At 61.6% G+C, this 20,724-nt stretch carries 17 protein-coding genes; 7 read left to right on the top strand and 10 right to left on the bottom strand.

All coding sequences use genetic code 11. The features are described from left to right. Window positions 1–12: 12 nt before the first annotated feature. Together BUS42_RS08455 and BUS42_RS08450 are read right to left on the bottom strand one after the other, a co-directional pair. Window positions 13–1,077, bottom strand: a complete 1,065-nt coding sequence (locus tag BUS42_RS08455; RefSeq protein ID WP_074306530.1) for a serine/threonine-protein kinase — start codon at window positions 1,075–1,077, stop codon at window positions 13–15. Window positions 1,078–1,634: 557 nt separating this feature from the next. Continuing rightward, on the bottom strand, window positions 1,635–1,964 hold the full coding sequence (locus BUS42_RS08450) for a hypothetical protein (RefSeq protein ID WP_074310855.1): 330 nt from the start codon (window positions 1,962–1,964) through the stop codon (window positions 1,635–1,637). Between the two features lie 479 nt (window positions 1,965–2,443). Here BUS42_RS08450 and BUS42_RS08445 point away from each other — a divergent pair, with 479 nt between their 5' ends. From BUS42_RS08445 to BUS42_RS08435, 3 genes are all read left to right on the top strand, one after another. Further along, window positions 2,444–3,946, top strand: a complete 1,503-nt coding sequence (locus BUS42_RS08445; protein WP_074306529.1) for a circularly permuted type 2 ATP-grasp protein — start codon at window positions 2,444–2,446, stop codon at window positions 3,944–3,946. A 1-nt stretch (window position 3,947) separates the two neighbouring features. Beyond that, the gene (locus tag BUS42_RS08440) at window positions 3,948–4,913 is read left to right on the top strand and encodes an alpha-E domain-containing protein (RefSeq protein ID WP_074306528.1); all 966 of its coding nucleotides are present in this window, start codon (window positions 3,948–3,950) and stop codon (window positions 4,911–4,913) included. A gap of 94 nt (window positions 4,914–5,007) precedes the next feature. Further along, a complete protein-coding gene (locus BUS42_RS08435; RefSeq protein WP_074306527.1) occupies window positions 5,008–6,057 on the top strand; it encodes a transglutaminase family protein in 1,050 nt (349 codons plus the stop codon). 21 nt (window positions 6,058–6,078) lie between these two features. Here the strand turns inward: BUS42_RS08435 and BUS42_RS08430 are convergent, their stop codons facing one another. Then, window positions 6,079–6,951: a transglutaminase-like domain-containing protein gene (locus BUS42_RS08430; protein WP_074306526.1), complete on the bottom strand. Its 873-nt coding sequence runs from the start codon at window positions 6,949–6,951 to the stop codon at window positions 6,079–6,081. 220 nt (window positions 6,952–7,171) lie between these two features. Here BUS42_RS08430 and BUS42_RS08425 point away from each other — a divergent pair, with 220 nt between their 5' ends. Beyond that, window positions 7,172–7,915, top strand: a complete 744-nt coding sequence (locus BUS42_RS08425; RefSeq protein WP_074306525.1) for a proteasome-type protease — start codon at window positions 7,172–7,174, stop codon at window positions 7,913–7,915. A 50-nt stretch (window positions 7,916–7,965) separates the two neighbouring features. Here BUS42_RS08425 and BUS42_RS08420 read toward each other — a convergent pair whose 3' ends face one another. Beyond that, window positions 7,966–9,108, bottom strand: a complete 1,143-nt coding sequence (locus tag BUS42_RS08420; protein WP_074306524.1) for a DUF1349 domain-containing protein — start codon at window positions 9,106–9,108, stop codon at window positions 7,966–7,968. A 497-nt stretch (window positions 9,109–9,605) separates the two neighbouring features. On the opposite strand from BUS42_RS08420, the gene BUS42_RS08415 reads away from it, so the two are divergent. After that, window positions 9,606–9,929: a hypothetical protein gene (locus BUS42_RS08415; RefSeq protein WP_074306523.1), complete on the top strand. Its 324-nt coding sequence runs from the start codon at window positions 9,606–9,608 to the stop codon at window positions 9,927–9,929. Between the two features lie 666 nt (window positions 9,930–10,595). Here the strand turns inward: BUS42_RS08415 and BUS42_RS08410 are convergent. Both BUS42_RS08410 and BUS42_RS08405 read right to left on the bottom strand, forming a co-directional pair. Beyond that, complete coding sequence (locus tag BUS42_RS08410; protein WP_254053386.1) at window positions 10,596–11,219, bottom strand: PEP-CTERM sorting domain-containing protein; 624 nt, start codon at window positions 11,217–11,219, stop codon at window positions 10,596–10,598. A 218-nt stretch (window positions 11,220–11,437) separates the two neighbouring features. After that, window positions 11,438–12,652 carry a cysteine desulfurase-like protein gene (locus tag BUS42_RS08405; protein ID WP_216821018.1) on the bottom strand — a complete coding sequence of 405 codons (1,215 nt, stop codon included), beginning with the start codon at window positions 12,650–12,652 and terminating at the stop codon, window positions 11,438–11,440. A gap of 383 nt (window positions 12,653–13,035) precedes the next feature. Here BUS42_RS08405 and BUS42_RS08400 point away from each other — a divergent pair, with 383 nt between their 5' ends. After that, window positions 13,036–14,517 carry an ArnT family glycosyltransferase gene (locus BUS42_RS08400; protein ID WP_074306520.1) on the top strand — a complete coding sequence of 494 codons (1,482 nt, stop codon included), beginning with the start codon at window positions 13,036–13,038 and terminating at the stop codon, window positions 14,515–14,517. A gap of 90 nt (window positions 14,518–14,607) precedes the next feature. Here the strand turns inward: BUS42_RS08400 and BUS42_RS08395 are convergent, their stop codons facing one another. Next, window positions 14,608–15,405 (bottom strand): inositol monophosphatase family protein, encoded by a 798-nt coding sequence (locus BUS42_RS08395; RefSeq protein ID WP_074310853.1) that lies wholly within the window; start codon window positions 15,403–15,405, stop codon window positions 14,608–14,610. A gap of 125 nt (window positions 15,406–15,530) precedes the next feature. Further along, window positions 15,531–16,862: an MFS transporter gene (locus BUS42_RS08390; protein WP_074306519.1), complete on the bottom strand. Its 1,332-nt coding sequence runs from the start codon at window positions 16,860–16,862 to the stop codon at window positions 15,531–15,533. 471 nt (window positions 16,863–17,333) lie between these two features. On the opposite strand from BUS42_RS08390, the gene BUS42_RS08385 reads away from it, so the two are divergent. Further along, window positions 17,334–18,074: a protein-L-isoaspartate(D-aspartate) O-methyltransferase gene (locus tag BUS42_RS08385; protein WP_083670106.1), complete on the top strand. Its 741-nt coding sequence runs from the start codon at window positions 17,334–17,336 to the stop codon at window positions 18,072–18,074. A 67-nt stretch (window positions 18,075–18,141) separates the two neighbouring features. Here BUS42_RS08385 and BUS42_RS08380 read toward each other — a convergent pair whose 3' ends face one another. Beyond that, window positions 18,142–18,993 carry a sulfotransferase domain-containing protein gene (locus tag BUS42_RS08380; protein ID WP_254053385.1) on the bottom strand — a complete coding sequence of 284 codons (852 nt, stop codon included), beginning with the start codon at window positions 18,991–18,993 and terminating at the stop codon, window positions 18,142–18,144. Window positions 18,994–19,275: 282 nt separating this feature from the next. Beyond that, window positions 19,276–20,688, bottom strand: coding sequence for a nicotinate-nucleotide adenylyltransferase (locus BUS42_RS08375; protein WP_074306517.1), 1,413 nt, complete (start codon window positions 20,686–20,688; stop codon window positions 19,276–19,278). Between the last annotated feature and the right edge of the window lie 36 nt (window positions 20,689–20,724).

Below are 20,724 nucleotides of genomic sequence, written 5' to 3'. Positions count from 1 at the left end.
CCGGCCAAAGTCTCAGCGCGGGCGAACCGCACTGGCACCGAGCTCACCCGCGGAGAGTCGTTCGAGATCATCGGCCAAGGCCGACGCGGAGGGATAGCGCCGCGCTGGATCGCGGTGCATCGCCTTCAGGATCACGGCCTCGAGTGACTCGGGCACGCGAGGGTTCACCGCACGGGGGGTACTCGGCGTGGCCAGCGCGATATAGGCGATCCAATCCGAAGGGGCGAGGCCCTCGGGGATGGTCAGCGGATGAACTCGCGTGACAGCCTCGAACAGGGTGACTCCCAGCGCGTAGACGTCGCAGAGCGTGTCGTCGGACGGGCAGGCCGCCAGTTTTTCGGGGGCCATGTATAAGGGGGTTCCCGTCCCGTAAAGCGCGGTCAGGGGAGGGGGACCGTCGAGGTCGCGGCTCAGGCCAAAGTCCGAGAGATAGACACGACTTTCGAGCTGACGGTCCATCAGGATATTGGCCGGTTTGACGTCCCGATGCACAACCTGATTGGCGTGGGCGACCGCCAAGGCCCGAGCGACCCGGCTCATCACCCGAACCATCGCACGGATGTAGGCGTCCTCGGTCAGCCACGACCACCAAGCCCAACACCCCTCAGGCCGCCTGGCTCGGCGCGACCTGATCTGAACGATGACCTCATCGAGCGAGATCCCGTTCACGAGAGGCATCGTCATGAAAACGATCCCGTTCACCTCGCCAAACTCGTAAGTTTGCAAGAGCGAAGGGCTTTCGAGCTGGGCACCAACCTCGGCCTCGCGATGAAACTGGGCCAGTCGCTTCGGATCGTGGGCGAGGGCCGGGGAAAGGAGCTTCAACGCCACCGTCTCGACAATCGGTTCGAGCTGAATCGCCTTCCAAACCTGCCCCTGACGTCCCGAGCCAATACGCTCGACCAGGTGAAAGCGGCCGAATTGCTGGTCCGACAGGCTCCTCCGGCCCGGATCAATCCGGTTGACCGCACCAGGACGGCGTTGAGGGGTCGGTTCGGAAATTCCCGAGCGTTCTGGACCCAATCGCGAATCACCACCGTGGAACGCGCCGTTCTGGGACTCCACCGAATCGATCATGCGACCCCCGGCCGCATGACTAGGCGGGTGAGTGTGACTGTCTGTCCAAGCTGACGCGGAAACAATGTGAACCAAGGGTGCGCTCCGGAATGCGGCAACTCTCCCTCTCCTGGAAAGTTTACCCTACTTCTCGGACGAGCACCATTCATTCGATCGTGTGTCGGACTGAGGCAAACGGTAACGTTCCTGCCACCGTCGTCGTCGGATTATCATGCGAAGTCCGTCGCCCTCGAACGCTCGCGTGACGAATCCGTTGGGCGACTTGCGCTAAGGTTAAGGTCGCGGTTCCGCGCACCAGGATGCACTGGACCTGGGACCGATCGCGCAAAGGCGTGATCACGATTCTGCGTTTGCGATGCCAGGTTGAAAAAAATCATCCTTCGCTCTTCGAGCCAAGTTGACACAACCGGACGACCGCCGCTTTTCGACACACCTCGGGGGGGGGACTTGGCCCCCTCGCAATCCCCAATCCTCAGCGGGCACTCTTACCCCGTGACTCATCGCGGCCCGCCCTGAGCGTGGACGCCCATGGTGATTACCCGCCTGCCGGCTGCGGCCTAACGCTTGGCTCGGGAGAGTAAGAACATCGCGGCCCGAGTATCCCCTTCGAGGGCGGCGACGTAGAGCCCCGTGTACAGGTTGTCCAACCGAAGTTGCTCGACGTGCACGACGGCCTCACGAAAGGAAGGGCTCTGGGCCATCGTCCGTTTCAGGGTGGCCCGACTGATTCCTAACTGCGATGCGGCCATCGTCCGGCCGAGCCCATCCTGGAGCAAGCGAAGAAATTCAACGCGCTGCTGATGGTCGACACTCCTCGATTCGGGCAACGGTTGGAGCGGACCGGGCCGCCATTCCCTCTCGTCGTCTTCGTCATGGTCGTAAAGCACGATGAGCCTCTTCAATCGCGTTCGAGGAATGCGGTAAGGCGGTCTGAGCAAGCTGAAAAGCAGCCAAGTGGCCCATCGTTCGACGGTCCTCTCGGTCCATTTCCAGTCGACGCCCCCTCAATGCAAAAGTAGGCCACTTTTTACCGATCGGTCGAAACTTTCGACGCTTTCCCGATGTCCGAACGCACCGGCACGAACCGCGCACACGACGGGGCAAAAAAATGTTCACATACGAAATCAAACGCAGCGCCGACGTTCAATCCGCTCCAAGGGCCGGCAACCCCGAGTGCCTCCCGATCAGGCATATCTCAAGAATATCGTGCCTAAAATTTGCGCAACCGGAGAATATCGGCGTCACGATTTGTTAATCTAAGGCCAAATTTTCTATATACTTAGATCGAAATAAAGCTCCGGCCTCACATTTGCAATGCACAGAGCAAGGGATTCACCCAAGGGTCGTTGGGGACATCACGTTGTCGATGCGTCAAGGGGCCGTCTCAAGTCTCTTTGGAGACTATGCGATGACCGGTTTCGACGAGATGTTCGTCGGAGCCGGCCAAGTGCGTCCGCATTACGCCGCGCTACTGGAGAGCTTGGCGATGCTCGGGCCTGCCGAGTTGGAGCGTCGTCGCCGCGCGGCGGATCTCCTGATGCGGCATCAAGGGATTACCTTTACCGTGTATGGCCGCGACCAAGGGGTGGAACGAATCATCCCCTTCGATCCGGTCCCTCGGTTGATCGCGGACGAAGAGTGGCGTTTGATCGAACGCGGACTCACCCAGCGGGTTCGTGCGTTGAACCTGTTCGTCCACGATATTTATCACAAGCGGCAGATCCTTCGGGACCTGGTCATTCCGGCCGAGCTCATCCTCGGCGCCTCGAGCTATCGCCGCGAGTGCGTGGGGTTGCGAGTCCCACGCGACATTTATATCCACATTTCTGGGATTGATTTGATACGCGGAGCGGACGGACACTATCTCGTCCTGGAGGACAATGGCCGGACTCCCTCGGGGGTGAGTTATGTATTGAAGAATCGACAGGTCATGAAGCAGGTCTTTCCGTTCCTCTTCGAACAGTACAACGTGCGCCCGAACGACGACTATGCGGCGAACCTGCTCGCGATGCTCCGCTCGATTGCGCCCGAGGGATGCGACGACCCGACGGTGGTCGTCCTGACGCCGGGCGCTCACAATTCCGCCTATTATGAGCACACTTATCTCGCCCGCCAGATGGGCGTCGAGCTGGTGGAAGGACGCGACCTGTTCCTCGATAACGGCCAGGTCCTGATGAGGACGATCCAGGGGCCGAAGCGAGTGGACGTGATCTATCGAAGGATCGACGATGATTTTATCGACCCGTTGACCTTTCGACGCGACAGCCAGCTCGGTGTCGCGGGCCTTGTCGGCGCCTGCCGCGCCGGTCAGGTCGGGCTCGCCAATGCGCTCGGGACGGGGGTTGCCGACGATAAAGGGGTTTACCCGTTCGTTCCCGACATCATTCGCTATTACCTCAAGGAAGATCCGATTCTGGAGAACGTCGAGACCTTTCGCCCGCAGCTCCCCGCACACCGCCAGCACATTCTGGCGAACCTCGACAAGCTGGTGGTCAAGGCGGTCGACGGATCGGGGGGCTACGGCATGCTCATCGGCCCCGCGTCGACGGCCGCCCAGCGCGAGGAGTTCGCCGCCAAGGTCGAGGCGAATCCGCGCGGCTACATCGCGCAACCGACGATCTCCTTGAGCCAGCATCCCACGTTCGTAGGAGATCACCTTGAGGGCCGCCACATCGACCTGAGGCCGTTTGTCCTTTATGGCGAGGAGATCAAGGTCATGGCCGGTGGTCTGACGCGAGTCGCCTTACCTCGTGGCAGTTTGGTGGTGAATAGCTCGCAGGGGGGTGGCACCAAAGATACCTGGGTCTTGCGAGGCACCCCTCCCGCCTCGATCCCGAGCCCGGCCCGGTCCGACCAAGGAGTCGCCTGAGATGCTGAGCCGGGTGGCCGAAAACCTCTATTGGATCAGCCGTTACGTCGAGCGTGCCGAGAATGTTTCGCGACTCCTTGACGTCGGATTCCACCTGGAACTCGACGCGACCGGACTGAATGGAGCCGTCGATGGACCCGGGCCGATCGAAAGTGTCCTGACGATTCTGGCCTGCCGCGAGGCGTTCGAGAAGTCGCACGGAACTGAGGAGCGAGACCGGGACGATGTGCTTCGGTTCTTGACCTTCGACCGGCAGAACAGCCACTCCATCATCTCGATGCTGGGCCGGGCCCGGGAGAATGCGCGCGGGTCTCAAGAGACGCTCAGCGGCGAGGCCTGGAGCCAGGTCAACATGCTTTACCTCTACCTCGGCAGTTCTCGGGCTCGGAAGCGATTCGACGCCAGTCCGCCCCGGTTTTACGACACGATCAAACGGGCCTGCATCCTCTTCGACGGCCTGGTCGACGCCACTCTGCCGCGAACCGAAGTTTTCCACTTTCTCCAACTGGGACGGTATCTCGAGCGGGTGAATCAGGTGAGCCGGATCCTGAACGTCAAGCTGTTCGGGCTGCGCGAACCGGGGCTGGTCGAGGAGCGCGGACTCAGGCTAGTTCATTGGTCGAGCCTCTTGCGGAGCTGCTCGGCCTACGAAGCCTACCTTCGGGAGCACCACGACCGGATCGACCCCGAACGCGTGGTTCGCTACCTGGTCCTCAATTCCGACTTTCCTCGCGCCATGCGGTTCTGCGTCGCGCGCTGTTGCGAGTCGCTCCGCGAGATTGCAGGGGGCGACGGTGAAGAGTACGGCAGCGAGGCCGAGCGTCAGTTGGGCCGGCTGGACAGTGAACTCCGCTACATGGACGTGGAAGAAATCATTGGCGAAGGCCTTTCCCTGTTCCTGACCGACGTCCAAGATTCTTGCGACCGAATCGGCGAAGAGATCCACCAGGCTTACTTCTTCTCTTGAGCTCGAGTCGCGTCGCCTGCGCTTGATTGCCACGAACTCGGGGCAGATTGCCCCTTTGGCGTTCATCGTTTCCCTGGGGCCGAGGAATCGCGCGATGCTGCTACGAATCAACCATGAGACGAAGCTGACCTATTCCAACCCCGTCTCGGAAACGGTCTTCGAGCTCCGCATGGCTCCGCCGTCGAACGACGACCAGACCGCGATGGGGTATCATTTAAAGATCAGTCCCCAGACGCCCGTCACCTCGTACCGCGATGGGTTCGGCAACCGGGTCGACCTGTTCAATATCACGAGCCCGTACCGCGAGCTGGTGACTCAGGCGACGACCTACGTGCGCACCCACCGGCGCTCCGGGCTCGAGCGATTGGCGGGAGTTTCCTGGCCGGCCCCGGCGGCCACTTCCGTGGCAATCGAGGCTTTTGAATACCTCCAGGACAGCCCGCTCGTCGAACGCAGCCCCGCGTTGGCCGCGTTCGTCTCTACGCTGGAAGTCCCCAGCGGTACGCTGCTGGACGTGGTTTACGTGCTATTCAACGCTGTGGCCGCCCGTTTGAAGTACGAGAAGCGGGTCACGTCGGCGCGGACGCCGGTCAGTGAGGCGCTGGAACTGGGTAGCGGCGTCTGCCAGGATTTCGCGCACCTGTTCCTGGCGGCCTGTCGGGGCATTCATCTCCCGGCGCGGTACGTCAGTGGTTACGTGAACCACCCGGGGGAGATCGCCACCCATGCCTGGTGTCAGGTCTGGGGCAACCTCCAAGTGGGCTGGATCGACGTCGATCCGACCCATTCTTGTATCGTTGAGAATGACCACGTGGTCACTGCCGTCGGTCGTGACTACTCCGACGTGCCCCCCAACCGAGGACTCTGGAAAGGGCGATCGCAAGAGACGATGGGGGTCTCCGTCACGGTTGACCCCGTGGAGCAGGCCACGATGGAATGGAACGAGTGGTCGCCCCCGCGGCCGCGGATGACCGGGGGATTCGCCAACTCCCACTCCCACTCCCACTCCCACTCCCAGTCTCAGCGGCAGGGGATGGTCGGAGTCGCGCCCCGGCGTTCTTCGCGGAGCGCTTATCCCAACCAGCGGAGCCCTCGCGCGGGTCTGCACCAGCAACAAGGGGAGCAGCAGCAACAGCAACAGTGACCGCGCAGCTGCGGCCGACTCTCAGATCCTGACGATCCTGTCGGCCGCCGCGCGGATCAATGCTTGGGCAGGGGGCGAGAGCTCGGGTTCCTTCACCTCGTCGGTCCAGACGGTGAAGGACTCGAGCGTATTTGCGCCGAACGAAGTCGTTAGCGCGACGTCCACGGCGTCTCGTCCCCGCGCCATGACGACTCGGCCAATCCTGGGGATATTGTGACGCGCATCGAACGTGTACCACTGACCATCGAGATAAGCCTCAAACCAGCCGCTGAAATCCATCGGGCAAGGCTGAGCCGGGATCCCGATGTCGCCAAGGTAGCCGGTGGCATATCGAGCCGGAATATTCATGCAGCGACAGAAGGTCAGGGCGAGGTGGGTGAAATCCCGACAAACTCCGGTTCGCTCCACATAAACGTCGTACGCCGTTTTGGTCGGGCGGGCATAGGAATAGCCGAACTGAACGTGATGATGGACCCAGTCGCAAATCGCCTGAACTCGTCCCCAACCCGCCGGCGTCGAAGCAAACAGTTTCCAGGCGGTGTCCAGGAGCCGGTCCACCTCGCAATAGCGGCTCCCCAGGAGGTAGACCAGCACCTCCGCCGGCAACGCTTCCACCGGAAGTTGGCGCGCATTCGGGGCGACTCGATCGGGGGAACCGTCATCCTCCACGATCAGGTCATCTCCGAGGACCAACCGCCCCGGTGGAGCGACGATTCGACTCCCGAGATTCCCGAAGCCGTCGGTGAACGACTCGATCGGCACCACGGGATCCATCGTCATGCCGGCGGCCCGCCGGATCGAGGTGGCGCGTTCCGGCCGAAGTCCCAGCATCAGGATCATCGGACACGCCGCAGGAAGTTGAAAGACCAGCTCGTAGCCTATCCGTATGAGCATGTCTCTTGTTCGCCTCAGTGCGTCACCCTGGCGAAAGGTGAGATCATCAATTTGAAGCTTAAAGGTCAACATTCTCCGAGTCAATGGTCCACGTCGGGGATTTCGACCCATCGACAAAAGGTGGCTTGAATGAGCGTCCCTGCTCGTGCTATCACCTGATCAAGATCAATGAGAGCGCACAAGAAGTTTGGAGCGCTGGACCGGCTCAAGGGACACCGTGATGACGTATTGCGTGGGGATCAAGACGCGTGAAGGGTTGGTAATGGCTTCCGACTCGCGCTCAAACGCCAGCTACGACCAGGTCAACATTTGTCGCAAAATGCACACGTTCGTCGACCCGGGGGAGCGGGTCTTCGTGCTCCTGACTAGCGGCAGTCTCTCTTGCTCGCAGTCCGTGCTGACTTTGCTGCGGCGTGACTTCGACCAGGGGACGGGTCTGGCGACTGCGGGTTCGCTCTACGACGCGGCACGGATCGTCGGCGACCAGGTGCGCAGGGTCTCGGCCATGGATCGCCAGGCGCTCGAGCAGGACGCTTACAAATTCAATGTGCACATCCTGCTGGCGGGCCAGATTCGCGGCCAACCGCACGACCTCTACTTGATCTACCCACAGGGCAACCCGCTTCAGGCGACCGAGGACTCGCCCTTCCTTCAGATCGGCGAATGCAAATACGGCCGTCCCATTCTCGATCGTGGTGTGCGCTATGATCGCACGACCCTTGAGGACGCGGCGCGCTATGCCTTGATCTCGCTCGACTCGACAATGCGATCCAACGTCACCGTCGGCCCGCCCATCGACCTTTTGGTGTACACGCACAACGAACTTGAGATTCGCCGTCAGCGCCGGTTCATGGACAAAGACCCCGACCTGCTCGCGATCAATGCGCATTGGGAACAGGCCCTGCGCAAGGCCGTTCAGGAACTCCCTCCCGTCCGATTCGGAGCGGAGGAGACCCCCGACTGACAAGGAAGCGCCGAGCACTGGCCGTCGGATGCCCCGACGGCCAGGTTGATTTAGAAGGCCGGTGTGAGCACGAAATCGGCGAACCGGGCGGCGAACGCACGAGGCGAGGCGTTGTTCGCCGCAATTCCGACGCTCAGCTTGCGCGGGAGGCTGGTGGCAATGTGGTCAACCTTGAGAAACGTCTTACCATCGAGCGAGTAGGTGTAGTTGATCACATTGCTGCGCCGCTCGAGGCGAAGCGTGACTGCGCCGTCGCGAACATTCATCGGCTTCTTCGGTTTCGTGAGCTTCCCGTCCTTGCAGCTTTCCAAGTACAACCATTGAAGCCGCTCGCCCGTATAGGCGGACGCACGCTCGAACCGAACGTAGTTATCCTTGTCCTGCCAGAGCAGGAGTCCCGCTCCCTGGAACGTAAAGAAGAGACCTTTGAGTGGAACGGTCCCGGGCTGAAAATCACCGAGGACCTTCACTTCGGCGGTAAAGTCTCCCTCCACCTCGGCCAGGGCTCGGGGTGCGTCCACGATGTCGCGGGTGGCATCAAAAATATGAGCACCCGCGGCAACCTGGATCGTCAATGTCTCGTCGCTCTTCTTGAGCAGCGAATCCTGCAACGGGTCGATCAGGGGGCCCAGTGACGGGAAAAGAGCGAGGGGACTCTTCTCAACGGCTTCGACTTTGGTGGGCGTCGGCTCCGGAGTCGCCAACGCGACCGCTTTCGGCTCGTTACCGCGTTTGCGAGGCGCGTTTGTACTGGTTTTTGGGGCGGGTTCACTGGGGGTGACGGTTTGGCTGGCGAGTTTCGAGGGGATCGACGCCTCGGGTTCAACCTTCGCAATCTCGGGAGTCGAAGCGGGCGTCCCCTCGGTTTTCCCGGCCGGTTCCGTCACTGGCGTGGGCTTAGCTTCGGTTTCGATCTTGGGCGCCAGGGGGGGTTCAACAGGCCCGACGTTTGCATAAAGTTCGGCGGCGGCTCGGGCCTCCGCGCGATGCCGCTTGTTCGTCGACATCACGGCGAAGAGAAAAAGGCCGTAAAGAAACTCGAACGCAATCAGGCCCATGATGAACCCGGGCGAATTGAACAGCGACCCGGGCAGTTGATTCAATAGCTGCGGCTTGGCCGCGGGCGATCGGCCCACACCCTCTTCGATCGCACTGAGACTTTGCCGTTTTTTCGTGCTCGTTGAACTCGCCACGGCTGGTCAACCCCCTCGAGCGCGCCGGATTGTTTGAGATCGGCAATCGCGTCAATGGTCGATCGAAAACACCGAGAAATGTTGTGCGAACCAGAGAAATGCGCAACCAACGGTACGTTGTACCTGACTCATGCTAAGGGGGACGATCAACCTTTGTCAATCCTAGCTTAGTTCCCACTTGGGTTGAGTCGGGTGCGCCGTGGCAAGGAACTAAAAGGTGGCCTCAGCCTGAGTCTGTCTGGGATCGTGGCGGGACGCGTGCCGATTCGGTTCATCGGTTCCACCGATGGGAATCGGGAAGCGCTGGTTTGATGAAACAGAATTAGCGTGGCTTTTTTGGTGGCTTCTTGCCCACCGCGACTGCATTACTCTACCATTGGATTGGCTGCTGGCTTCTTCCAAGGAATGGTGATTGTGACGGAGGGATTCCGCGGACGAGTCCAAGAGGCCTGGGCAGGGTCGACTTCTCGGTCTTGCCTCTCGACGGAACTTTTCCCATGGCACGCAATCACTCTTCCTCGCCGCTGCCGGAAGATCGGTTCGACCTGAATGAGTTGCCGGTCGTCGAAGCCTGGACGAATGCCGCGACGCGGCGGGCCGACAGGCTCGCCGCGCCCGCTCAGGCCACCTACGGCGAGACGCGTCCGGTGGATGCCGTGGTCTGCCCTCGAATTCCGACCACCGCCGAGATCGAGTTGACGCTGGCGATGCAGCAGTACAAGAAGGACAGTGGTCGCCTCTATCCGACCTGGAGTGAGGTGTTGGCCGTCCTTCAAGATTTGGGGTATCACAAGTCGGACGAGGAACCCTCGGACGTTTGATCCCGATGAACTCAGGAATCTCGCCGATGACCGGTCACTGTCATCGTGGATTTCGAGGATCCGGATTGACGCTCCCGGGCAGGTTAAGTATCGTCCCCGTCGACCTGGGAGCGGTCACGAGAGTGGGCCGATTCAGGTCGATCGCATGCGGCCGATCACTCGGGATCCCGAGTCAGATCTTCGTCTTCGATACATCTTTTGACGCGCCTCAATGACGCCTCGGTCGGGCGCTTGACCGAACGCAATCGAGACAACGCTCGCTAGCGACCCCCCTCCGGATGCGCACCGGAGGGTTCTTTTTCACTTTTCCTGTCATCTCGAACCAGCTCCAGATCTCGATCGACTTTGCTTTGCGATCCAGTCTCGTTTGTCCCGTCCGCACCGAAGTACTTCGGTGAAGTGAGGCGTGGTGTCGTCAGTCCCAGTCGCGGGCGAATCCCGAGTCGTGGCCGAATCGAGCGTGCTTCCCTGTCCCGCAAGAGTCGCTTTTGAGGCTGAAGAAGGCAAATGTACAGATTTTGCAGCCTCGAAACAAACACTGCCGATCCACGAGCATCCGCGGACCGGATCAGCGACTACCCGGCCAGAGAGACGCTTGGGGGGGAAGCGACTCTAGGTCGGGTAGATGACGAATCTCAGTGGATATCAAGGCCTCAGTCGAGTCAATCAGACCGGGGAAGTGGTCCGGAAGCGGTGACGGAGTCCCAGGCCCGCGAGGGTCGTCAGGAACAGGGCGATCGTCGTGGGTTCCGGCACGGGGCTGGTGCGAAGGTGGGCCTCGGCCGTCGTCACACCTTCATTCGTCGTCGAGGGGACGAGGTAGATATCCGTGACGGGAAGGGTGAGCACATTCGCAAAGGCGCCGGTCATGAAGGGGACCTCGCCGATCGGATTAAACAGAGCCCGAACCGTCGACTGTTTCCCGCCGGTGACGGTACCGTCGAGCACGCCACTGATGACGATCGGGGTGCCATTGGGAACAGGCACGCCACCATCCACCTCGTTGGCGATCAGCGTGATGCTGAACGGCGTATTCTTGTAGACGGTCGACTCCCCCGCCGGGAGTGCCGCGACCTGGAAGTCGCCAAGGCTGAAGAAGGACGGCGAGTCGAACGACGCGTTCGTGAGGCTTTTGAACGAAATGACGCCCGAACCCGTCACACCACTTGACTCAACGGTTCCGCTGGTGCTGTAGGTGACCAGGGTACTCGCTGAAACGTTTCCACCCGCCAAAAACGCAACGCTCAAGGCAAGCACAAGCTTCGAAACACCGCTCCATCTGCGTACCATCCGCATTGTCATCCTCCTGAAGTTGAATGGCGCGATCCTAAAGTAGTAACGTCAGCTTCTCAGTGGTACCGTCGTGGTCCTCAAAGATGCGGTCGAGCGGGCCGGAAGATACTCAACATCACCACCCCTGTAAACCTCGATTTTACGGTTTCCCGGAGATTATCCTGGATTTTTCTCGCCGTCGTGCCGACGATTTCGTTCGGACCCGCCACCGAGAATTAACCGCAAAGCTCGCGAACCGCGACGATAAGCCGCTGGATCTCCCGCGGTTCCGTGTAGCAAGCGCATCCAATCCGCACGAGTCCGTCGCGCGACTGGCCAAGCCGCTCGACAACGGTTTGCGCATAAAAGTTTCCGTGTGACGCGAACAGGCCTTTGCCCGCAAGTTGCCGGCAAACTTCGCGAGCCGGAACACCCGGAACGGCGAACGAAATCGTCGGGGTTCGCGCGACCGCCGGCCCGGGACCGAAGAGCCGGATCCCAGGGATGGCGGACAAGTCGCGCCAGAGCTCGCCGATCAGGTCCGACCCCGCTTCATGCAAGGCATCAAAAACGGTCTGGAGCCGGGCACGCCGGGTTGGTCCGTCGGCCAGAGAAGCCAGAAAGTCGACCGCCGCGGCCGCACCGGCGATCCCCTCATGATTCTGTGTGCCGGTTTCGAGCCGCTCAGGTGAGGAGTTGGGGGCTGGTTCAAGCTTGGGAAGATCGAGCGACTGGAGAAGCTCGTGCTTGCCAAATAGCACCCCCACGTGCGGCCCATAGAACTTGTATGCCGAGCAGGCGAGGTAGTCGCAATCCCAGGCACGCACGTCGACGAGCCGGTGAGGCGCATAGTGGACCGCGTCGACGAAGACGGTGGCCCCCACATCATGCGCGAGCCTGGTGGCGGCCGCGACGTCGTTGATCGTACCGAGTGCGTTCGAGGCGGCGCCGATCGCCAGAACCTTGGTGCGTCGGTTGAGCTTGGACGTCAAATCCGCCCAGTCGAGCTCCCCGGACTCAGGTCGGACGGCGACCGTCCGAAGGGTCACTCCGCGCTCCACGACCAGGGCTTGCCAAGGGGCCACGTTGGCATGGTGGTCGAGTTCGGTCACCACGACCTCATCACCGGGTCCGAGGCCGCGTCCGAGGGCTCGAGCCAGGTGGAACGTGAGCGTCGTCATGTTGGCGCCGAAGGCGATCTCGGAGGGCGTCGCATTCAGGAAGTCGGCCAAGGCCGCCCGCGCCTGGGCAATGACCAGGTCCGTCTCCTCGCTCGTCGGAAATGCCCAATGAGCATTGGCATTGTGGTGGATCAGGTAGTCAGCCACCGCCTCCACCACGGTTTGGGGAACTTGCGTTCCGCCCGGACCGTCGAAGTAGGCCACGGATTGGCCCTCGACCCGACGCTCCATGGCCGGGAACCGGGCGCGGATCTCCTGAAGCGACGCCATGCCACGGGATCGTTCGGAATTGTTGGTCATCGTGAGGTCGAGTCGTTGGTTTCCAGGTGCGTACTCACCAGTTTCGCCCGACCATAGACTCCGCAATGCGTCTCCGTCAATCCAGGTCTCCGGAACGTCATCCCTTACCTGGAATCACTGACTTCACCAGAACCTTGAATCTCGCTACCCGAGGCGTTCGCCCGAACCCTTGCGCCACGCTCTGGTATCACGCCCAGATCCTGATGAAAATGGCACGGAACCCCGGTTGCCCCGATGGGATCGAGGGTTCGCATCGGTCGAGAGCCGGTGCTGTCCGATTGTTTTCGATGTCAGGAAGAGATTCGTCGTATGCGATTCCAAGACAAGTTGACGCGATTGACGAGCATGTCCTCATGATAGTACGGCGCAACTCGGGTGTCGGCCTGGCGGGTTTGTTCCTTGTGGCGTTGGTACTGATCTCGATTGTCCCGAACACCGGGTTCCGCTCGCCCCCCCGATACGACGGGGCTGGGTACGCAATCCTTGGCTGGTCGCTGTCCTCGGGACAGGGGTATCGGGACGGTTGTCATCCCGACACCCCGGCTCACACCCACTTTCCCCCGGTCTATCCGCTCGTGTTGTCCGTCCTCTTTCGGACGAGCGGGCCCTCGTTCCCCGCGGCCCATGCGCTCTCCGTCGCTTTCACGGTGGCCGCAACGATCGCGTGCTGGTGCTGGTTCCGGCGGATCTATCCTTCCGGAACCGCGTTCCTGCTCGGGTCAGCGCTCGCGATCAATTGGACCTGGGGACGAATGGGCGGCAGCATCCAGTCGGAGCCTCTCTACGGTTTGCTGAGTGCGCTGGCCTTGTTGCTGGCAAGCGGGCGACGACCGAACCGGCGTCAATGCGGGGTCGTTCTCGGCTTCGTATTGGCGGCGAGCATCCTGACCCGTCACGTCGGCGTCTGCCTTGCCGCGGCCGTCGTGCTCGACCTGCTGTTGCGGCGTCGCGTGGCCCTGGCGGTGGTTACACTGGTCACGACCGCGGCGGCCATGGTTCCCTGGCTGGCCTGGCTTCATCGCATCGGTCGCGGCTCGCAGGCCAACTTGTTCGAGTTCGACGGGTTGCTCACCTTGGTGGGGCACCAATGCCTCTTTTATGCGCGACGAATTCCCGACCAGCTCCTTGGGCCGTTTGTGGAAATCGCGACGGTCTATGCGAATCGCCCCCTCGTCTCGATCCTGGCCACGAGCGGCGGAGTCGGCTTCGCGGCGATCGTCACCTGGGGCTGGTGGCGGACACTGCACTCCCCGCGGCGACGACTGGCAGGTCTGGTGCCGTCGGGTACGTTGCTCTTGCTGGTCGTCTGGCCGTTCACCGAGGCAGGTCGCTTCCTCGTGCCGCTCGTCCCCTTTCTCCTGGTCGGTGCGGTCGAGGGATTTTCTGGCCTGTTCCGCCGGTTGCGGATCCGACATCCCCGAAGTCGGGCGGCGTGGCTCATTCTGATTCTGTCTCTGCCGTACCCGCTCTATTCCATCGCGACCGGTCGAGCCCTGGCTCAGAGAAACACCCACCGCGACTTCGACGCCGCCTGCGCCTGGATCGCCCACAACGCCACGAACCCGGGGCCGATCATGACGCACCATCCGGCGGACCTCTTCTGGCAGACCGGACGAAAAGCGTTGGAGCCCGGCTCACAGAACCCGGAGTCGATCGAGCGGCGGATCGATCAATATCGAGTTACCTACTTGCTGATTGACGAGCATCCCTTCACCAACGCAGTTGTGGATCCTCTCAGCCAATTTGTCATTAGCAAGCGTGAACGCGTTCGCCTGGACTGGGGACCACAAGGAGCCGTTTCCGTGTATTCGGTCAACGCGCCGGCACGCCCCTGATCGTCGGGTCGGGAACAATGGTCGGGAGTCACGTCCCTTGGTGTCGCAGGGGAGGGTAGCCCGGCCTTGTTTTGGTTCTGTCCGACTCCATCAGGGGGATTCGCCGGGGTGACGGGCCTGGACGATCGTGAGCATGGCTTCGTGAAGTGCGCCATTGGTCGCGAGGATGCCGGTGGGGGCCAAGGGGGGGATCTCGCCTCGGCAGGTCGTGACGCGTCCCCCTGCTTCTTCGACGATCAGCCGCCCCGCGGCGAAGTCCCAGGGGGAGAGCGTGTATTCAAAATAAGCGCCGAAGAGGCCGCGAGCGACCATGCAGAGGTCGAGGGACGCCGTGCCAAAGCGGCGGATGCCGTGGATCTGGCTCCGTTTGAGGTCGGAGATGGCCGCCAGTGTGGCTTCCATCATCACGTCGCGATCGTAGTAGAAGCCGACGCCCACCAGGGCCTCGTCGAGCCGGCGATGATCGGCGACCTGGATCCGCTCCCCATTTCGAAACGCGCCTTGCCCGCGCACGGCGGTGATCCACTCGTCCTGAAGCGGGTTGAAGACGACACCGGCCTCGGGTTGGCCCCCGCGGTAATAGGCGATCGAGACAGCGAAGTGAGGGATCTTATGGGCGAAGTTGTTGGTACCGTCGAGGGGGTCGACGATCCAGAGGTGCTCCGCGTTGGCGTCTCCCTGCTGTTCTTCCTCCCCCATCACTTCGTGTCCGGGGAAGGAGCGGCGGATCACGTCGACAATGGCCCGCTCGGCCTCAATATCGGCATCGGAGACAAGGTTGGAGATATCCTTACTCCGCATGGTGACGCCCTCACGGAAGTAGCGTGTGAGGATCGTGCCGGCGGCTCGGGCCGCCTGCTCGGCAACCGTCAATTCGAGGGTGGTCATCGTTCGCTTCTTTCTTTTCGCACGCACGGCGTGAATGCTCGACCGGTCGGGTCGAACTCTGGCTTTGGATCCAGAGGGGCGGTCTGTGTCTCGGTCGCACCACACGAAATCAAAAAAGAATGGGGCTATGCCAGGTCGGTCGCGGCCAGAGGCTCGCTCGAGTCTCCCAACGCTTCGGCGGCCGCGCCAAGGCTCAGGGTCGGGGAGGTCTTCAATGAATCCCCATGGGTGCGGACCCGTCCGGCGAGGAACAGGCTCAGAATCGTGGCCGCGGTCGCTATGGCGCCCACCCAGGGGAAACGTTGCAACGATCCGTCGCTGGCTCGGAGGATGATTCCGCCGCCGACATAGGCGCCCAGCCCCGTGGAAAGGTGCTGGATCGACGAGTTGGCGGTCATGAAGCTTCCCCGCCGCCTGGGCTCGACGCTCGCCATGACCATCGCCATCGCCGCGACCATCCGGCTTGCGTTTCCCACCATCAGGAGTGAGACGACCGTGATCGCGAACCAGAAGGAAACGCGCGGCAAGCAGGTGACCGCAATCATCAAGAGGCCGGCGATCGGAGCCGCGCAACGATAGACTCGCAGTTTTCCGTAACGATCGGCGAGCTTGCCGACCCCGGGAGCGGCGATCAGGGTCAAGCTTCCCCCAATGACGTAGACCCACGGGAGTTGCTTCTCAGTCACACCCACGTTCGCCACGAGGTAGGGACTGATATAGGGGATCACCGCGAAACTGCCGAACATCAAGGTCACAATCAAGGCAAACGCGCGAAGATGGTTGGGATGCGTGAGAGTCGCCACCATCTCTTGCAGGGGATGTCCCACCACCTTCCCAGGCTCAAGGTGGCCTCGTAGGGAAGGCATCGCCTTGACCGCGACAACCAGGATGGCCGATCCGACACCCGCAAGCAACAAGAAAGGGACGTGCCAACCATACGCCGTTCCCAATGAGAGCCCAAACGGCACACCGGCCACGGACGCCAGGGCAAAGGCGGACATCAGTGCGCCCGTCGCCGACCCGCGCCGATGCTCGGGGAAAACGTCGCCGATGATCGCCATGGCCAGGCCGCCCAGGATTCCCCCGAACGCCCCGGTCACGACGCGGGCCGCCAGCAAGGTGCGATAACCCTCTGCAAGACCGCAAAACAAGGTCCCGGCCAAGAAGCCGAGATAGAGGGTCAGGAAACTTAACTTGCGGTCGAAACGATCGATCAATGAGGCGGCCATTAACCCTGCGACACCGGCGCTCAGGGTGTACGACGAGACAATGAGCCCGAATTGCCCGGGGCCGATTTTGAGGGTCCGCATCAACTGCGGGCCAAGCGGCATCACGATCATAAAATCGACGATGTTCGTGAACTGAACCACGGCCAAAATGAGTAGGATGACCCGTTGTCGCCCGGGCTCAATCCCCTGATCCGACACTTCGAAAGACTCGTCGACAAACCCGGTCATACGCTCTCATCTCCCTGTCCCACGTCGCGACAACTCGACACAATGCTAGGGAACGAACGATCCGGCGACAAGCGCGACTCGCACACCCGGTCGACCCGACACGCCTGCGAAGGGGGGACTCGCTCAGGACTTGAGAGTTCTCGCAAGACGTTCGCATGGGAAAATCCCCTACCTTCGCTGGTGGACAGTCGGTGCATTGGATCCTCGGACCAATGCCTTGGCGCGGTTTCCCAATGAAGTGGTGATACCGCCCAACGCCGGCGGTTCGCCGTTTCCGGATTGAGGGCGCCCGCAAGGCAGGTCCGTCCAACCCGAATGGGTTGATTGACTCTCACTTCGCTCGCGAACATCATGAAGGAAGAGAGCAGGGGTGGTCGATCCGCTTGAGACGACCGACTCGCCGCCTGAACCAGGAATTCTGATCACCGAATCGTCGACGGTTGATCGGTCCGAGGTGACGGGACCGCAGTGATGAGAACGCCCACCGGGGGTTTGATTCGCGCTCTTATGGCCGCCGTTGCGGTTCTCGTGGTCTCCCTCGGAATCTTCGCCCTGGGAGCAGACGGGGACGATGCCGTGGAACGAACCCGCCGACTGCGGATGGTTGCCACGCAGATCGAGGCCCGGGGGATCAGTGACCCGGCGGTGCTCGCCGCCATGCGCAGCGTTCCGCGTCACCGGTTCGTGCCCGAAGCGTTCCGGGCCTGGGCCTACGACGACCGTCCCCTGCCGATTGGCCACGACCAGACCATCTCGCAACCGTTCGTGGTGGCGCTGATGACCTCGTCGATCCACCCGACTCGCGGAATGAAGGTCCTGGAAGTCGGGACCGGCTCGGGATACCAGGCGGCGGTGCTGGCGGGCTGCGTGGGCGAGGTGGAGAGCATCGAGTTGGTGCCGGAGTTGGGCCGCCGCGCCGATCTCCTTTTAAAGCAATTAGGGTACCGGAATGTCCACGTCCGGATCGGGGACGGTTACGACGGTTGGCCCGAGCGCGCGCCGTTCGACGCTGTGGTGTTGACCGCGGCGCCGGGCCGGGTTCCAAAGCCGCTCGTCGACCAGCTCCGAGTCGGTGGGCGGCTTGTCGCCCCGATCGGGCGGGGGGTCCAGAATCTCGTTGTGCTCACCAAGACTGAACAGGGCAACGTGACGGAAGTCATCGACACGGTTCAGTTCGTCCCGATGACCGGCAAAGCCGCGAAGGAACGGTGAGTGTTGGCCGCTGGCCGCAGTGTGCCCCTCGGTTTTGCCATGGAATTGCCCGGACGGGACGAGCAGCTCAACGATTCGGCTCACGGAGAGACAACCAGTTGCGGGTCGCCGTGGAGTCATCCATCCCCGGGTCGGGCTTGCACGAATAGCCGAGTTTCACGAAGACCTCGTGGTGGACTTCGGCGATCCGCCGCGCGGCATCGGCGGAGAGCAGGCTTCTCCAGAGTCCCGGCTTCCCCTGCCAGAAATGCCGGGCCGGGGCATCCACCCGTTGCCGCTCGGTCGATTGCAGCCGGTCGAGCTTATTGGCCTCGACCGACTCCTCGAACGGAACGCTGGGAGCGACTCCGAGCTTCTTCGCCAGTTGGGTGAGCGTCTGCAATGGGTTGTCAACGAGCGTTTCGTAACGGATCTGATGACACCCAGGAGCCGTCCACCACTGAGCGCTCACGGCCAGTAACGCCTGGGCGCGGGGGCTGGTTGCATATTCCAGAAACGCTTCGCTCTGGGGGCTGACATGAAAGATCGGCCATTCATCCCCGGCCATTCCCTCGAGCCAACGCAACGATCCTTCACAGGGCGCATACTGAAGGATGGAGAGCAAGACATCGAGCGGATGACGCGCCAGTGTCACGACGACGAACTCATGCTCCTTGAGCAGCGAGATCAGCGGCTCAACACGATGCCAGTGCGTCATCATCACGCAGCGCTCGGGAAGTGCCGACCACGGCGTCTCGAACGGGCTGTAAAGGTGCAATTCCCCATTGTCATGTCTATCGAATTGGTAGGCATTATTGAGCATGAGCCGCAGCCAGGTGTTCCCGCACCTCGGCGTGCTGATCACCGCGATCCGGACCTGATTGGAGCGGTTTTCATGCCGTTTGCCGCGGATTCGACTAAATAGGGAAAGCATTCGCATACACCAATTCGTCAGGCTTGTGGCGGCCCTGAACGACTCTTTTCCACTCGATTCCCTGAGCGGAAAGAGTTGACCCAATCACACTCTAGGCATTATCGCTCCGTTTCTCCCAAATCTTTAGTTCGGAACCCACGACTTGGTTAGGAGTCGACCTGAGATTTCGCCTCCGCACGCAACTCGTAAGTCCTCTCGAGGGCCGACCTATCATAATTTAAACAATTCATATATTTTAATTCTATTCCTCAGTCGCGTCGACAGAGGAACCAAGGGGGGAGATTCCGGTCACTTCTCGAACATTGCGGGATCGTACCCCATCAGGTGATCCTGACAGATCAGCAGGGCCACCCCGGGCGGTACCTCGTGAATCCAGTTGGGATCCCCATCGCGCATTCGCTGATAGACCTCGCGGGAATTGATGCTGAGATACTCGGCGGTGAAGTCGCGGAGCGGCAGAACGTGCTGGTTCTCGACAAGAAAATTGTAGAGATGCTGAAGGTTCGGAGCCACGCGAAGGTCGTTGGCCGTGACGATCGCTCCGGTCTCGGGATCGAGGCCAGGGTAGGCGTAGACCTTCAGGTCATTCTTGAACAGCCTGCCGAACGATTCAAGGATTCCGCCGGCCAGGTCGTTGTAGTAGCGCTCTTCGAAGACCTGGCGGAGGGTCGGGACGCCCATCGCCAGGCCGATCGGCTTGGAGGTATGGCGCTGGAGGTAGTTGGCGAGTCGGTAGAATTCGCCGTAGTTGGAGATCAGGACGGGTCGGCCCAGAGTGCGGAGGATGTCGACGCGGTCGAGGAAGTCGCGTTTGTCGATGGCGTCGCCTTGCAGGAGGTTGTTCAGCGTCATCTCGGTGACGACCAGGATCTCTTCGCCCTGGTTGGCCGGTTCCTGTTCGAACTGCGCCAGGGCGCTGTGAAGCATGTCCACGGTGACATTGGTCACGGGTCGGAAACTGCCGCGGAGGAGAAGAATCGGCCGTTTGTGAAAGACCTCGGCGGGCTGGATGACCTTACCACTGGGCGTGAACATCGCCGCGCCCGAGAGGCCGCAATGCACGAGCTCCAGGCTCATCAGCCGGTTATCGACATGTTCGAATGCAGGGCCGGAGAACTCGACCAGGTCGACCTCGAGCCGCTCGCCGGAGAGGCCATCAAGGAGTTGCCGGACCATCGCCTGGGAGTCGGCTTCATAGAACGCGGAGTGGATCAGGTTCACGCCCAGGACCCCGATCGCCTCCTGCTGCGAGACGGCCTCTCGATCGAGCAAGCTGACGTGGAGGACGATCTGGGAGGGCTCGGAACCCGGGCTGTCCTGGAACCGGATGCCCATCCAGCCGTGCCAATCGTCCTTGCGGGTATAGCTCTTGGCGGCGACCGTGTCCGCGAAGGCAAAGAAACGCGTGCCCTCCCCGCGCCGGGCGCCGAGGTGGTCGGTCAGGGAACGGAACTCGCAGTCGAGCATCGTCTCGAGGCGTTGGCGGCTGACGTAGCGTCCGCAAGGGCCGTAGATCGCGTCGGAGACGGTCATATCGTAGGCGGAGATGCTCTTGGCGATCGTACCCGCCGCGCCACCGACCCGGAAGAACCAGCGGGCCACTTCCTGCCCCGCGCCGATCTCGGCGAACGTGCCATATTTCGAGACATCCAGATTGATCTGGACGGCTTTCTGTTGGGTATCGAGGTTGTTCGATTGCATGGTCTGTCCAATCCTTGACAAGGGATGTCGCGTAGC

This window comes from Singulisphaera sp. GP187, assembly GCF_900129635.1.
Taxonomy (GTDB): domain Bacteria; phylum Planctomycetota; class Planctomycetia; order Isosphaerales; family Isosphaeraceae; genus Singulisphaera.
The sequence above is the reverse complement of the archived record's forward strand: the minus strand, read 5'-3'. Positions and strand labels throughout refer to the sequence as shown.